This is a genomic window from Oscillatoria salina IIICB1 (assembly GCF_020144665.1).
In the GTDB taxonomy this organism is placed as follows: Bacteria; Cyanobacteriota; Cyanobacteriia; order Cyanobacteriales; family SIO1D9; genus IIICB1.
The window spans coordinates 1-15608 of the sequence record NZ_JAAHBQ010000070.1 but is presented as its reverse complement, the minus strand read 5'-3'; the positions used below and the strand labels follow the sequence as shown (position 1 = coordinate 15608).

The 15608-nt window shown below is 40.6% G+C and carries 13 protein-coding genes; 7 read left to right on the top strand and 6 right to left on the bottom strand.

Going from position 1 to position 15608, the window contains the following annotated elements; translation table 11 throughout:
• Positions 1–4 precede the first annotated feature (4 nt).
• Complete coding sequence (locus G3T18_RS19075; RefSeq protein ID WP_224412175.1) at positions 5–178, top strand: hypothetical protein; 174 nt, start codon at positions 5–7, stop codon at positions 176–178.
• Between the two features lie 68 nt (positions 179–246).
• Here the strand turns inward: G3T18_RS19075 and G3T18_RS19070 are convergent, their stop codons facing one another.
• Complete coding sequence (locus G3T18_RS19070) at positions 247–951, bottom strand: hypothetical protein (RefSeq protein WP_224412174.1); 705 nt, start codon at positions 949–951, stop codon at positions 247–249.
• 260 nt (positions 952–1211) lie between these two features.
• Here G3T18_RS19070 and G3T18_RS19065 point away from each other — a divergent pair, with 260 nt between their 5' ends.
• Complete coding sequence (locus G3T18_RS19065) at positions 1212–3497, top strand: peptidylprolyl isomerase (RefSeq protein ID WP_224412173.1); 2286 nt, start codon at positions 1212–1214, stop codon at positions 3495–3497.
• Between the two features lie 167 nt (positions 3498–3664).
• Here the strand turns inward: G3T18_RS19065 and G3T18_RS19060 are convergent, their stop codons facing one another.
• The 3 genes from G3T18_RS19060 to G3T18_RS19050 form a co-directional block, all read right to left on the bottom strand.
• Positions 3665–4567, bottom strand: coding sequence for a hypothetical protein (locus tag G3T18_RS19060; protein WP_224412172.1), 903 nt, complete (start codon positions 4565–4567; stop codon positions 3665–3667).
• Positions 4568–4718: 151 nt separating this feature from the next.
• The gene (locus G3T18_RS19055; protein ID WP_224412171.1) at positions 4719–5387 is read right to left on the bottom strand and encodes a response regulator; all 669 of its coding nucleotides are present in this window, start codon (positions 5385–5387) and stop codon (positions 4719–4721) included.
• Between the two features lie 63 nt (positions 5388–5450).
• Entirely contained in the window at positions 5451–6695 is a 1245-nt protein-coding gene (locus tag G3T18_RS19050; RefSeq protein WP_224412170.1) for a sensor histidine kinase, read from the bottom strand.
• Between the two features lie 197 nt (positions 6696–6892).
• Here G3T18_RS19050 and G3T18_RS19045 point away from each other — a divergent pair, with 197 nt between their 5' ends.
• From G3T18_RS19045 to G3T18_RS19035, 3 genes are all read left to right on the top strand, one after another.
• Positions 6893–7327 carry a Spy/CpxP family protein refolding chaperone gene (locus G3T18_RS19045; protein ID WP_224412169.1) on the top strand — a complete coding sequence of 145 codons (435 nt, stop codon included), beginning with the start codon at positions 6893–6895 and terminating at the stop codon, positions 7325–7327.
• A gap of 123 nt (positions 7328–7450) precedes the next feature.
• Positions 7451–8326: a type IV pilin-like G/H family protein gene (locus G3T18_RS19040; protein ID WP_224412168.1), complete on the top strand. Its 876-nt coding sequence runs from the start codon at positions 7451–7453 to the stop codon at positions 8324–8326.
• 84 nt (positions 8327–8410) lie between these two features.
• Positions 8411–9820 carry a pentapeptide repeat-containing protein gene (locus G3T18_RS19035; RefSeq protein WP_224412167.1) on the top strand — a complete coding sequence of 470 codons (1410 nt, stop codon included), beginning with the start codon at positions 8411–8413 and terminating at the stop codon, positions 9818–9820.
• A 63-nt stretch (positions 9821–9883) separates the two neighbouring features.
• Here G3T18_RS19035 and G3T18_RS19030 read toward each other — a convergent pair whose 3' ends face one another.
• Positions 9884–10162 carry a type II toxin-antitoxin system RelE family toxin gene (locus tag G3T18_RS19030; RefSeq protein ID WP_224412166.1) on the bottom strand — a complete coding sequence of 93 codons (279 nt, stop codon included), beginning with the start codon at positions 10160–10162 and terminating at the stop codon, positions 9884–9886.
• Positions 10162–10488, bottom strand: coding sequence for a type II toxin-antitoxin system prevent-host-death family antitoxin (locus G3T18_RS19025; RefSeq protein WP_224412165.1), 327 nt, complete (start codon positions 10486–10488; stop codon positions 10162–10164). Before G3T18_RS19025 ends, G3T18_RS19030 begins: the two co-directional genes overlap by 1 nt.
• 115 nt (positions 10489–10603) lie before the next feature.
• On the opposite strand from G3T18_RS19025, the gene metH reads away from it, so the two are divergent.
• Both metH and G3T18_RS19015 read left to right on the top strand, forming a co-directional pair.
• On the top strand, positions 10604–14188 hold the full coding sequence (metH, locus tag G3T18_RS19020; protein WP_224412164.1) for a methionine synthase: 3585 nt from the start codon (positions 10604–10606) through the stop codon (positions 14186–14188).
• A gap of 279 nt (positions 14189–14467) precedes the next feature.
• The gene (locus G3T18_RS19015; protein WP_224412163.1) at positions 14468–15364 is read left to right on the top strand and encodes a TIGR02587 family membrane protein; all 897 of its coding nucleotides are present in this window, start codon (positions 14468–14470) and stop codon (positions 15362–15364) included.
• The last annotated feature ends 244 nt before the right edge of the window (positions 15365–15608 follow it).

Here is a 15608-nt window from a genome sequence, read left to right as displayed (position 1 = left end):
TCAAATGCCCTTAGAATCTAAACTAATTTTATTAGGGCAAATTCATTATGCTATGGAACGAGGTGATTTAACTATTAAAGAAGCTGAAAAATTAGAAGAAAGACTGGGTATAGGCTTGAAAAATTATCAACGTGAAATGGAATATGCTGTGTTTGGGGAACTAGAAGAGGAGGAGTAAATGATGCTCAATCTTAATTTGTTGAAAAGTTCCCTTGAAGCTGGCGATCGCCACTCAGCGTGCTAAATTTATAATTGGTGATTACAATACTGTCTGAGTTGGTATTGGTTTTGGTTGAACTGTTTTTGCTCTGGGGTTAATAAGTCGTAATCTTGGATGGGAGGACGCATATCCCATTGAGTTTCGGCAAAAATGAGTAAGTTAGCTGCCATAATTATGCCAGTAGCGACAAACTGCCAGCCTAGGAAGTAAGGTAGGATCGCAATACCGAGAAGTTGTAAACTACCCGAAAGTAGAAAAGCACGCGATCGCATCCCGAATCCAGTACAAAAGTACCCAACAGCGCACAACCCTAACCAAAGATTGCACAAATTCATGAGTACCAGTCCCCAACCCAGAAAAATGCCTAAATCGGTAATCCCTACACCAACTAGCATTAAGACTACCCAAGTATAGAGTACCCAACGTAAACGTTCGACTTTCACCCAAAAATCAGTTAAGGCGATCGTCATTCCCGTACCAATTATAGTTAGTATCGTCCACCAAATCGCTTGGGTAATCCAGCTAATCGGTGCAAATTGAGCCGTAATAAAGATTGTCGCCGAAACTAGTCCCCAAAGCACAAAAACTTGGTCAATTCTGGTATAAGACAGAGAAAGGAAAGTAGTATTCTTCAGACGTAACTGCAAACGCAGTAACCCTTGCAAGTCTTGAAAATCTAATTCTTTTTGTTTACGACGGAAAATTGGTTCTGCACTATTGAAGAAAGTCATCTGGTAACTAGCTAAAAGTAGATTTGACCAACAACGAAGATCTATCTAGAGACTTACTTTACAATACTACACAATTTCCCAGTTAGCACGTAGCAGCAGTTACCAGTTATCTCCCTTATCTCCCAAATTTCCCACTCACCAGTCCCCACCTCACCCAGTCCCCACCTCACCCAGTCCCCAGTTACCCAATCCCCGTTTTGCGGGGGTAACATATATCTTGAGGAGCAAAATCGGCTATTCATGTTGAGGAGACGAAACAATTGTCAGTTATAATTATCGATTCCCTAGACGACTTAACTGTAGCGGAAAACGCCGCAAATACCGAAATCAATTTGTTTGAGAATTTTGACGACCCCTTTACGACTGGGTTGGTAGCTCGTTTTGAGTTGTATGATACCACTTTGGGTAATGGTGGCATCACCGAGGTGCTATTATTCGACCAGGAAGGAGAAGGTGCACCCCTCAGCGTGGCTAATTTCCGCGAGTATGTTGAAGATGGTGATTATGTCAACTCAATTATCCATCGCTCAGTTCCTGGCTTTATTATTCAAGGTGGAGGTTTCACCGTCGATGGTTTAGAAGCAGTCTTAAACCAAAATCCCAATAGCGGTGCAGATGCTATTGAACCAATACCAACTAATCCTCCCGTTGTCAACGAATTTGACTCGGAACGCTCGAACTTGCGAGGAACGATCGCCTTTGCTAAAGTAGGAGGCAACCCTGATAGCGCTACGAGTCAATGGTTTTTTAACCTTGCCAATAACGCTGCTAACCTCGATAATCAAAATGGTGGCTTTACAGTTTTCGGTCAGGTACTTGGTGACGATGATTTAGAGACAATCGATGCTATTGCTGATTTACCTATTTTCAACGCATCAGGTTTTTTCAACCAAGGTGCTTTAACTGATTTACCCCTCGATATCGATCCTAACAATCCTGACGTTCAAGGTGATAATAATTTAGTTCGCTATCGCAGCATTACTGTCTCTGTCGTTGACGAATTGGAATTTAGCGTTGTCAGCAATTCTAATCCGAGTTTAGTCACTACAAATATTGTTGACGGTGAATTAGTTCTCGATTACCAGCCTAACCAAAATGGTACTGCGGAAATTGTCGTTAGAGCTATCAATTTGCTTGGAGAGACGCAGGAAGATACTTTTACTGTTACTGTAGATGATGTCAACAACGCACCAACTTTTACCAGTAATGCGACTTTCTCGGTAGCGGAAAATACGACGACTGTAGCGACAGTAACCGCTACTGATGTAGATGGTGATAATTTAACCTATAGTCTCAGTGGTGGCGATGACCAAAACTTGTTGACGATTAATCCCACTACTGGAAATCTGAGCTTTGTCAATGCTCCGGATTTTGAAAATCCCGCCGATGCTAACAATGATAATGTTTTCGAGGTTGAGGTTTCTGTATCGGACGGCACTGAAGTTGTTACTCAAAACCTGAATATTACTGTAACAGACGTTGACGAGCAAACTCCCAACAACGCACCAACTTTTACCAGTAATGCAACTTTCTCGGTAGCAGAAAATACGACGACTGTAGCGACAGTAACTGCTACTGATGCAGATGGGGATAATTTAACTTATAGTCTCAGTGGTGGCGATGACCGAAATTTATTTGCTATCAATGCAAGTACAGGAAATCTGAGCTTTGTAAATGCTCCGGATTTTGAAAATCCCGCCGATGCTAACAATGATAATGTTTTCGAGGTTGAGGTTTCTGTATCGGACGGCACTGAAGTTGTTACTCAAGACATCAATGTTACGGTAACAGATGTTAATGAAGTTGAACCCGATGAAATTGACTTATTCTTCGGTTCGACAGAAAATGATGGTTTAATCCCTGGTTTAATTGCGGAAGATGAGTTAGTTTTCACAGGGGAAGGGAATGACTCGGTTGAGTTGGGTACGAATAACACTAACAACCGGGTTTATTTAGGAAGCGGTGACGATAATGGTATAGCAAGTGCAAATGGTCGCTTTTTTGGTGGTGACGGTGCTGATGAACTTGACTCTAGTATAGGTGATGGTGGTAATCGCTTGTACGGAGGTGAAGGTGATGACGAAATTGTGGTTGGTAGCGGCGATCGCGCTTTTGGTGGTGAAGGTGATGATACCCTAGATGCTAGTGTCGGAAACGGTAATAATCGCCTTTATGGAGGTGTGGGAAATGATACCTTCTTCCTAGGAAATAATGATAACGCGATCGCGGGTGCGGGAGATGACATTCTTTTCGCTCAAGGTGCTAATAGTATTATGACTGGTGGTGCTGGTGCAGACCAATTTTGGATTGCGTCTGGAGAAATTCCCGCAGATGCTAATATTATTAGTGATTTTGAGGTGGGAATCGATCTTTTGCGAGTTAATTCTAATTTGATTAATTCTTTTGACGAGTTAACCATCACTGACTCTCCCGACCAAACTGGCGCTATAATTGCTCAAGGTGACAATAATTTAGCTGTTTTACTAGGTATTGAAGCCAGTGCAATTAGCGAAAGTAACTTTGCTTTTGGTGACTCAGTGATTTAATCCTGGAAATTGGGGACTGGGGACTGGGTAACTGGGGACTGGGGACTGGGGAAACTGGAGAGAGGTGGAGGATAAACTGTTCACTGATAACTGATAACTGTTTCCTGGTAACTGATAACTGTTCACTGATAACTGATAACTGCTAATCCCCAGTCACCAATACCCAATCACCAATCACTATAAATCGAAGAACCCATATTTTCATCATCTGTAGCAAAAATTATCCCTCCCAATTCCCCAGGAACTATTTCCAAAGCTTCGATTTTATGATAAGGAAAACGCGAAATTGGGAAAAGTAATTTATTCTCTCGCCAAGTAATTTCTTCAGCTTGAATATCGAAAACTCCGCCAATGTAAGCCAGAGAATCAAAAGTTCCATCGTCACCGTTATCAGTTGCAGCAGTTAAATAAAGAATCCCTGCTGAATCTAATTTTAAATCGGAAATATGGCGCACATTCTCTAAGGAAAAAGGCGCATTTATAGGTGCAGAATCTTGGAAATTTATTGTATAATCGGCTAAATTTAGTAATCCCCAATAAAGGACACCCGGAGAACTATTTTCTCCTCGATGTCCCCAAATTGCTAATAATTTATCGTTAATTTCTTGGACAACAAAGCCTTCGATATTAACTCTTTCAGGTAAGGATGGTAAGTCAAATACTTCCAAGACAGATACTTGGTTATTAGTCAAATCTACGCGCAAATGATAAATTTTTCCAAAGCTAGTAGCTGCGAGAAATGTATCTGTATTTGGTAGGGCTGTTATTGCTTCTAAATCTTGTGGTAACTCAAGATTATTTTGCCAGTTTAGAGGAAAATATAGGGGTTGACTTTTACCATCAGTTATGATGTATGCTAAACGTGGTTCGCCCGATTTTTTATTATCATGAACCACGAGAAAAGTTGAGGTATTTTCTTGCTGTTGTAGTAAAGCTATCCCACTAATACCATAATTTTTGCCGCCGCGCACTGGTAGCCAAGTTTGTGCAGTTGCTGGCTGTATTTGCGGAGAAAAAATTAACTGGGTTAAGATGGTTAAAAGCAGCGTTAAACTAGAAAGTTTGTCCATTAAGTTCAATTAATTCTGAGATAGTTTTTTCGGTAAATAATTTTGAGTAAAATTGCCAAATATATTGACAATATTTAAGTAATCAAGGTAGTATTTTATTCACGGTCTCGCTTTGATAATTCAACCATAGATCCTCGAGAAATGTAGCATTTTAAGTCTTTTCTAACCAAGCCAAAAACGAATTAGCAAACAAAGCAGCTTGCGTGCGATCGCGTAAATTTAAACGACTTAAAATATTAGTAACATGATTCTTCACTGTCCCTTCAGAAATATACAATTTCTGAGCGATTTCTTTATTATTGGCACCTGTGGCAATCAAAGATAATACTTCTTTTTCTCTAGGTGTTAATTCTGCCAATTCTAAGGGCGGATTTGGTTGATTTTTGTCTTCAGAAACTCTGGCAATTATTTTTGGTAAAATTCCCGGACTAAATTGAGAATAACCTTTATCTACCAAACGAATTGCTGCTGCTAACTCTTCCGAAGGTGTATCTTTTAGCAAGTAACCTACCGCCCCAAATTGTAAAGCTTGAGAAACATATTCGTCATCATCAAACGTAGTCAAAACCAACACTTTTATTTCCGGAAATTGCTCTTTAATTAGCTTAGTTGCCGCGACTCCATCCATAATCGGCATTCGCACATCCATTAGAACTAGATTTGGTTGTGAATTTGTTCCAGATAAGTTCTTTAATTGTTCAATTGCTTGTTGTCCGTTTTCCGCATCTGCGACAATTTCTAAGTCTGTTTCTAATTCTAATAAGGCTTTTAAACCTTGGCGAATAATACTTTGGTCATCTACCAATAAAATCCGAATCATCTTAATTCCGCTCAATTAAATCAAGATTTATAGCAAGTAAATTTTTGTTAGTAACTTTTTAGCTCATTTGGGCATTTTAGTCAAGGGAATCTTAACAGTAATTTTACAGCCAGCACCAGGTTGACTTTCTATGTATAGATTACCACCAAAAGCCATCGCACGTTCGCGCATTCCTTGCAGTCCAAAACCAGTTAAATTTTCTTCAGGGCGAAATCCTCGACCATTATCTTCTAGAGTAAGAGATAAACTTGATTGCGTAGCTTGTAATTTTATTTTTACACTTGTTGCTTGAGCATATTTACAAATATTTGTTAATCCTTCTTGAATAATCCGATAAATAGCCGTTTTTACGTCAATAGGTAAAGATTGAGAGACAAAAATTTCACAATCAGGTATAATATTTGTAGTCCGAGTAAAGTGGTCGGTAAGGGACGCGATCGCGTCGGCTAAAGATAACTCCAACCAAGGATCGGATCTAAGCGTAGCAACCGATTGGCGCACTGCTTGTAAAGCATTTGACCCCATATTTTTTGCCTCCTGCAAAAATATCTGCGCCTGTTCTGGTTTAGTTTTTTGTAATTTAAGAGCCGTTTCTAATTGAATATTTAGTCCGGTAAGAAAATGTCCTAAAGAATCGTGAATTTCGCGAGCAATGCGATTTCGTTCTTCTAATGTTGCTAAATCTTCAATTCGCAAAGCATAATCTCGTAATTGCGCGAGTGCAACTGTTAATTTTTCCTGACTCTGCCTTTCTTTAAGTAAAGCATTAACCAGAAGTAAAACAAAAATCAAGACTAAAGCAAATAAAAAAGTTAAATTTATCAAAGAAGAATTAAAACGTTCTTCAACCAATTCTTGGGCCAAGGGGCAACCTCCATCAATCAACAACTGAACCAAAAAAAATTGCTTAGGAAAGACATTATTGACCAAATAAAATAGCCGGAAGAAAAAAGAAGTAAAAGCAACTGTGGCAACTAACAAACGACCGGAAAGGGGAAAAAGGAGACTACTACGGATAACTAAAACCAAGTAGAGAAAAGGTAAAAGACGGATACTCCGATAATCTAAACTGGTCGCAATAATAATTAAGCCAAATTCCAAAGCAGTATAGAAAACTTTAGCAACTGGTTTAGTCGGCAATCTCAAACCAAGAATTAGAAAAGCAGCGATACTCAAAATAGAGACAGGGGAAAGTTCGAGAAAAGCCCTTCTTGGTGAAGGTAAAAGTTCAGTTAAGAGAGCAACAAAAAGCAAAGCCCACTCTAAATAAAGGAGGAAAGGAAAAGGATGGTTACGCAAGCGAATCATAGTATTTACGAAAATAAAAAGCTCGTCCAGTTCAGGATTTCCAGTTCGCAGTCAGGAATTTAGTTTTTATTGAGCACAAATTATTGACTCCAAAGGAAATTATGACTAAAGTCATAGTCAAAATCGTGACTTTCGATAATGGCTGCGAGTAAGGAGAAATTTCTACGATCGAGACAGAGCAAATCAAGGTAATCAAAATGAAACTGAAACTAATTCCGATCGTAATTGCAGCGATCGCCATGAGTGTAGCGCCCCTAAATGTTAACGCACAAACTCCAAACCCCCAAGGACGACAAGGACGACCAAGAATGGAACGGGGTTTATTCCAACTAAATCTGAGCGAAAGTCAACAAGCTGAGTTGCGGCGCATTCATCAAGAAAAAAAAGCTCAAATGGAAAACGTGCTGACTCAAGAACAACGAGACAGGATCGAAAATGCGAGATCCTCTGGTCAAAATCCTCGACGTGCCTTTGGCTCCCTTAATCTTACCGCCGAACAGCGCGAGCGGATGCGAGAAATTATGCAATCTGCACGAGAAGAAAGCGCAAACGTCCTCACCGACGAACAACGTCAACAACTCCAACAAATGCGACAGCAACGAGGACCAGGTAGAGGTAACGGACTACGCTAAATTTTGGTTAGAGACGTTAAAATTAACGTCTCTAACCCATAAATCTTCAACCCTCGCCAACAACAGAACGCGAAATCGCCGTAAAGAAGTTATCTTAGGTGTAATCACTCGATCAAATAGATAATGGGTAACTTCAAAAACGCGATCGCCAAAATGGGGGCAACAGCAGCTATAGTTTTAACAATTGCTAGTTGCGATAACCTCCAAGGAAACAACGAAGAAGCACTGCAAGATTTCGTCGGCATTTGGCAATTAACCTCCGTTCGTCGCGGCACCGAAACCGACACACCTAGAGGAGGCGGCATTCAATTAGAAAGCAGCGATGGAAGACTAATTGGACTTGTCCTTCCTCCCGGAGGAGTTATCGAACTAGACACCACAGGTAGCAACGATAACCTCGAAGGCAATATTTGGCTATTCGGAATCGAAGAAAGAGGCGTAAAAATTCCCGTCACCGCCGACATAGCTGAAGATGACGAACAATTAACCATAAACATGAAAACAACCGAGGTAGATACAACTTCTCTACCCGCCCCCCTACAAGCACAATTTGCCGAAGATATCACCTTAATTGCCCAAAAACGAGACACAGCCCAAGCCTTACAACCACCACAAGGAGCAGAACAAGCTGCTCAGTCTGAACCAATCCAATACATTGCCACCCTCATCCAAGCCCAACAAGCTTATTATGCAGCAAATAATAGTTTTAGCTCTAACATAGAAGAACTGGGACTTGGTCTCAGTTCAGAAACAGAAACTTACGCCTATAACATCGATCGACTAGGCGAAACCGGGGTGCAGCAGACAGCGATACCAAAACAATCAGGCTTGAGAATCTATACGGGTGGAGTATTCATCGCTCCGGGTCAAGAAAATCAAGCAACGACAACAATTACGGTAGTTTGCGAAAGTGAAGAACCTTCACAAACCGCACCACCACCACTTGAGCTAGTCGCAGGACAACCTCAATGTCCCTCCGGTTTTCGCCCACTGAGGTAACACCAAGAAACTTAATTGTTGCGCGTTCCCAGTATCGCATAGCTTAAAGTCGTGCCGTGTCACCCAGGGGATTATCGAATCAAGATGAACTTTGGTGAGTTTTTCAACCGCCTCGATCTTAGAGAGCAAGAACTTAGAGGAGCAAACTTAGCTGGGGCTGATTTAAAGGGAGCCAATATCAGGGGAACCGACTTGAGAAAAGCTAACTTTAGCGAAGCTATTCTCAGCTATGCGGATTTGATTGAGGCAGATTTGAGCGAGGCAAATCTCAGCAAAGCTATATTGACTAAAGCATTGCTAAATTTAGCTAATCTCACGGCGGCTAACCTCACTGGTGCTAACTTGAGAGAAGCAAATTTGGTCGGAACTGAGTTGCAAGGAGCCAACCTCAGACAAACTGGCTTAATTAGAGTCAATTTAGTCGGAGCAAATTTGGATCGAGCCAACTTAGCTGGAGCAAATTTGAGTGGAGCAGATCTTCGGGGTTCCCAGTTGGGTGAAGCAATTCTCAAGGGTGCTGTTTACAGCAACAGAACCATTTTCCCTGAAGGAATCGATCCCAAACACTTAGGAGCTTTTTTACTCGCTCCTGGTGTCTCGTTAATGGGACTCAATTTTGCTGGAGTGGATTTGAGTGGGGCAGATTTAAAAGGTGCAGATTTAAGAAAGATTAACTTGCTTAATGCTAGCTTAGTAGGAGCAGATTTAGACCGAGCTAACTTAGCCGGAGCAAATTTGAGCGGAGCAGATTTGCGGGAAGCAATGCTTAACGGAGTAATTCTCCAAAAAGCTGTTTACAGCCATCAAACTCGCTTTTCTCCAGGTATCGATCCCAGTGTAGCTGGAGCTTATTTACTTGCTCCGAATATCACATTGTTAGAAGTAAATTTGAGCAAACTCGACCTCAGTTGGGCAAATCTAACGGGTGTTAATTTTAGTGGTTCGGATTTAAAAGGAATTAATTTGCAAGCGGTAGATTTAAGCAAAGCAGTTTTGCGAAAAGTCGATCTCAGGGAAGCTAATTTAGAGACAACAGATTTGCGTGGGGCGGATCTTAGTGGCGCTTTCTTGCAAGGTTGTAACTTGAGTTTTGCTGATTTGCGAAGAGCAGATTTGACGAGAGCGAACCTCACTCAAAGTAATTTGCAAGAAGCTGATTTGCGAGGAGCCGATTTAACTAATGCAATTTTACATAATTGTAATCTTAGTTTTGCCGATTTACGAGAAACAGATTTAACCAAAGCTGATTTAACTAATGCGAACTTGAACAATGCTAATTTAAGAAAGACAGAGTTGATGAGAGTCAATTTAGAAAGTGCCAATCTGACAGAGGTAAATTTGCGCGGTGCAGTTTTGTTTCAAGTCAATTTAAAAGGAGCAAATTTAGAGTCAGCTAACTTGAAAGGAATTGAGTGGAATGCCGTAGATTGGCAGCATACTCATTTAAACGAAAATCACCGTAATGAGTTTTTAGTCGGGAATAGTCAGCAGTGAAATTAGGGTTGAGTTTTTTTTTGATAAATTATCCAATCATCGTTAATTATCAGCGATTTAATCTTAGTTTTTTCGGCGATAAACATCCCGACGATGTGCTACTTTAATGACAATAACTAAAAGACGATCGTCTTCAACCTGGTAAATTACTCGATAGTTTCCTACTCTGAGTCGCAAAAGCCCTAAATAACCTTGCAGGGCTACAACTCCTGGAGGACGGGGATTTTCTGCTAACAGAATAATTTTAGCATCGAGGCGCTGCTGAACTTTTTTCGGTAATTTCTGGAAAGCTTTGCGAGCTTGGGGAGAAAAAACAATTTGGTAATTGCTATCTTCAGACATTACCCGAGCCCTAATTCTTCTCTTAACTGCTGATAAGGAATGTATTCTTCTAACTTGGTTGAAGCTAAAATATTTTCGGCTTCTTCTACGTCAATTTTTTCCTCCATTTCCCTAACTTTTTCCAAGAGAAATTTGAATGCTTCTAAGGAAATTACTGCTACCAAATCTTTACCATCTTGAGTAATAATTATTTCTTCATTTTCCTTGATAATACGTTTGACAATAAGATCGAGGTTATTTTTGGCTTTGTCAAGGGGAAAACGTGCGAAATCCGCTTGTCTCAGTGTACTTTGCCGAATCGCGTCATCTTCAAATTTAGCTGACATTGCATTCCTCCTACAGGACACTTAAACTTTAAACTACCCTAGGACAACGATAAGCCCCTAAAGTACAATTGAGAAACTATATTGTAATCTCTTCTTAGACTAACTTGACTTAGCTATGAACAGTCTCTTTCTTAATCGTCTCCAAAGCCCAGAGCGCCCGGTTATTGTCTTCGATGGGGCAATGGGAACTTCTTTACAAACTCAAAACCTCACGGCGTCAGATTTCGGTGGGGCGGAATATGAAGGTTGTAATGAGTATTTAGTTCATACTAAACCAGAAGCAGTGGCGCAAGTACATCGCCAATTTCTCGAAGCGGGTGCGGATGTCATTGAAACTGATACTTTTGGTGGAACTTCAGTAGTTTTGGCGGAATATGATTTAGGCGATCGCGCTTACTATCTTAACAAATCTGCTGCTGAATTGGCAAAACAAGTCGCTGAAGAATATTCTACCCCCGAAAAGCCTCGCTTTGTCGCTGGTTCGATGGGTCCGGGGACAAAGTTACCAACTTTGGGACATATTGATTTTGATATTCTCAAAAATGCTTATGTCGAACAAGCCACAGGTTTATTTGATGGTGGCGTAGATTTATTTATTGTCGAAACTTGTCAGGATGTTTTGCAAATTAAAGCGGCTTTAAATGCTATAGAAGCAGTCTTTGCTGAAAAACAAGAACGTCGTCCCTTAATGGTTTCGATTACGATGGAAACTATGGGGACAATGTTGGTAGGTTCGGATATTAGTGCCGCTTTAACTATTCTCGAACCTTATTCAATCGATATTCTCGGTCTTAATTGCGCTACGGGACCGGAACAAATGAAAGAACATATTAAATATTTAGCGGAAAATTCGCCGTTTATTATTTCTTGTATTCCTAATGCAGGTTTACCAGAAAATGTTGGCGGACAAGCGCATTATAAATTAACGCCAATTGAATTAAAAATGGCGTTGATGCACTTTATTGAAGATTTAGGCGTACAAATTATTGGTGGTTGTTGCGGTACTCGCCCCGACCATATTCAACAATTAGCAGAAATTGGCAAAACTCTCAAACCAAAATTGCGCCATCCGGTTTATGAACCTGCGGCTGCTTCGATTTATAGCGCCCAACCTTACAATCAAGATAACTCGTTTTTAATTATTGGTGAAAGATTGAATGCGAGTGGCTCGAAAAAGTGTCGCACTTTGTTAAATAATGAAGATTGGGATGGTTTAGTTTCCCTCGCAAAAGCTCAAGTGAAAGAAGGGGCGCACGTTCTTGATGTTAACGTAGATTATGTTGGTAGAGACGGCGTGCGTGATATGCACGAGTTAGTTTCTCGCTTAGTAAATAATGTTACTTTACCGCTCATGCTCGACTCAACTGAGTGGGAAAAAATGGAGGCGGGTTTAAAGGTTGCGGGTGGTAAATGTATCCTCAATTCTACTAATTATGAAGACGGCGAACCGCGTTTTTATCAAGTATTAGAATTAGCGAAAAAATACGGTGCGGGTGTCGTTGTGGGGACAATTGATGAAGACGGAATGGCGCGAACTGCGGATAAAAAATTTGCGATCGCGCAACGGGCTTATCAAGCAGCGTTAGAATATGGGATACCACCTTATGAGTTATTTTTTGACCCTTTAGCTTTGCCAATTTCAACCGGAATTGAGGAAGATCGCGCGAATGGAAAGGCGACAATTGAATCTATTCGTAGGATTCGCGAAGAGTTACCTGACTGTCATATTTTGTTAGGTGTTTCTAATATTTCTTTTGGCTTAAATCCGGCGGCGCGTCAAGTGCTAAATTCGGTATTTTTGCATGAAGCAATGCAGGTAGGTTTAGATGCGGCAATTGTGAGTGCAAGTAAGATTTTACCACTGGCAAAAATTGACCCAGAACATCAAGAAATTTGTCGCAAATTAATTAACGATCAAAGAGAGTACGAGGGAAATGTTTGTACTTTCGATCCCTTAACCGAGCTTACCACACTGTTTCAGGGTAAGACCACGAAAAGAACTGGCGCGATCGCGGAAAATCTCCCTGTAGAAGAACGGCTGAAACAACATATCATTGATGGTGAGCGAATTGGCTTAGAAGAACAACTGCAAAAGGCATTGGAAACACATCCTCCTTTAGAGATAATTAATACCTTTTTATTAGATGGAATGAAGGTAGTTGGGGAGTTATTTGGTTCCGGACAAATGCAGTTGCCTTTTGTCTTACAATCAGCCGAAACTATGAAAGCAGCCGTTGCCTTTTTGGAACCTTTCATGGATAAGGATGAAAGTAGTGGTAATGCTAAAGGTACGGTAGTAATTGCTACAGTTAAAGGCGACGTTCACGACATTGGCAAAAACTTGGTTGATATTATCTTAACCAATAACGGTTACAAAGTAGTTAATCTGGGGATCAAGCAACCAGTTGAAAATATCATTCAAGCATACGAAGAACATCAAGCAGATTGTATTGCAATGAGTGGTTTGCTGGTGAAATCGACGGCGTTTATGAAGGAAAATTTAGACACATTTAATCAGCGTGGAATTAGCGTTCCGGTAATTTTAGGTGGTGCAGCATTAACGCCGAAATTTGTCAATGAGGATTGTCAAAATACTTATCAAGGTCGCGTAATTTACGGCAAAGATGCCTTTACTGACTTGCATTTTATGGATAAATTAATGCCAGCCAAGGCTGTTAATAATTGGAATGATTTGCAAGGATTTTTGGATGAGGTAGATGAAACACAAAATGGACACAAATCAGCACAAAAAAAATCAGAAAATGGGCATTCAGTTGCATCTATTGAAGAAAAATCGACAGAAATTAAACAGGTAGAAGATCGCGAAATAGACACGCAACGTTCTGAAGCCGTAAGTTTAGAAATCGAACGTCCGCAACCGCCATTTTGGGGGACAAAAATTATCTCTCCCGAAGAGATATCTTTAGAAGAAGTTTTCTGGTATCTTGACTTACAAGCTTTATTTGTGGGACAGTGGCAATTCCGCAAACCCAAAGGACAGTCCAGGGAAGAATATGACGAGTTTCTGGAAGCTGAAGTACAACCAATTTTGCAGGAATGGAAACAGCGAATTATTGCCGAGAATTTGTTGCAGCCGCAAGTAATTTATGGGTATTTTCCCTGTCAAGGGTCAGGTAATTCTTTATATCTTTATAATCCGCAAATAATTCAGGAACAAAATAAAATTTCTGAAGGTGTAGAAGCAATTGCCAAATTTGATTTTCCTCGGCAAAAATCAGGACGACGTTACTGTATCGCTGATTATTATGCAACCAAGGAATCAGGAATAATTGATGTCTTTCCCATGCAAGCAGTTACTGTCGGGAAAATAGCCACTGAATATGCAAAAGAGTTGTTCGAGTCGGATAAATATACCGATTACTTGTATTTCCACGGTTTAAGTGTCCAAATGGCAGAAGCATTAGCCGAATGGACTCATGCTAAAATACGCTGTGAGTTAGGATATCAAGACCAAGAACCAGAGACAATTCGCGATGTTTTAGCGCAAAGATATCAAGGTTCGAGATATAGTTTCGGCTATCCCGCTTGTCCCAACATCCAAGACCAGTATAAACTGCTGGAATTGTTAGAAGGCGATCGCATCAACCTCTATATGGACGAAAGCGAACAACTGTATCCCGAACAATCTACCACAGCGATCGTCGCATATCATCCCGCAGCTAGATACTTTAGTGCTTAAACAGTATACGGGATGAGCGGCGATCGGGATCGATTCTCTTAAGATTAGCCCGTCGAGACGGGCTAATTTAGATAAATTTGGTTAACTTTCTTGTGACATTGAGAAATGGTATTAACACGAAAAGGATGCCGATTAATATCTAGGTAAATCTCTGCCTAAAAACCCAGAGAGAATAAAAGTTGTTTTGAGGTTGACAAATTCTCTCTTAAGCAAGAAATATTAACCACATTCTTCTGATATTATAGGCTATATTATCATCATTTCCCTACATTTTCCTCAATGGTCAAACGCATCCGTAAATATCAACGAGGTAACAACTGGAGAGAGGAACGACAAGATTTACTTCGCGGCGCTTCCGGTGGCTTTTTATTTGGTATTCCTCTACTTTATACAATGGAGGTTTGGTGGATTGGTTCTTTTGTCGAACCACCTTTGTTGCTGATTATTCTCATCGTTACTTACGTTGTAGTTTTGTTACTAAATCGCATCGAAGGCTTTCGGAAAAATAAACGCGATTCCCTGACTGACGCAGCCGCAGAAAGTGTTGAAGCATTAGGAATCGGTATTCTCTGCGCGACTTTTATTTTGGCATTACTCAACAGAATTACTTTCCAAACATCCTTAGACGAAATTATCGGGAAAATTATCTTTGAAAGTGTACCTTTTTCTCTTGGTGTAGCTTTAGCAAGAGTAATGTTGAGTGGCGAACCAACAGAATCAACTCAGCAAGAAGATATAAACATCACAATTAAGATTACTCAAAAAACTATCATTAACATTAACGAAAGTTTAGCCGATCTAAATGCAACTTTAATTGGTGCAATGATTATAGCTTTTAATATTGCGCCAACAGACGAAGTTTCCGTACTGGCGGCTGCTTCCTCACCACCTCGGCTATTAGTAATTATTGCCTCATCTTTACTAATTTCTTATTGCATTGTCTTTGCTGCGGGTTTTATTAATCAAGAAAAACGCTATCAGCAGCGAGGTTATTTCCAAACACCTTTGGGAGAAACGGTTTTTTGTTATTTAATTTCCTTATTAGCTTCGGCACTTATGCTATGGTTTTTCCAACGACTTAGTTTAAGCGATCCTTGGTTTCTGTGGTTGCGCTATACGCTTATACTGGGTTTACCTGCCAGCATTGGGGGTGCAGCAGGAAGATTAGCGATATGAGTCATGAACCCCATGCCTAAAGGCAGGGGCTTGTAAACTGCCCGACTCTCCCTTGCGGGATGCAAGCCACAACATGACCAGCCTCAGATATTCGAGATCTACGTTTTCGCGAGTCATGACACCCAAGAATGCGTCGCTAGTTCTTGGCTCTGTCGCTAACCGTTAAACATCTGTAGTGGGTTAAGGAAGTGCGGTTAGCTATCTTCAAGCTACGAAAACATTGGCGAAGCGAACATTACCCGTT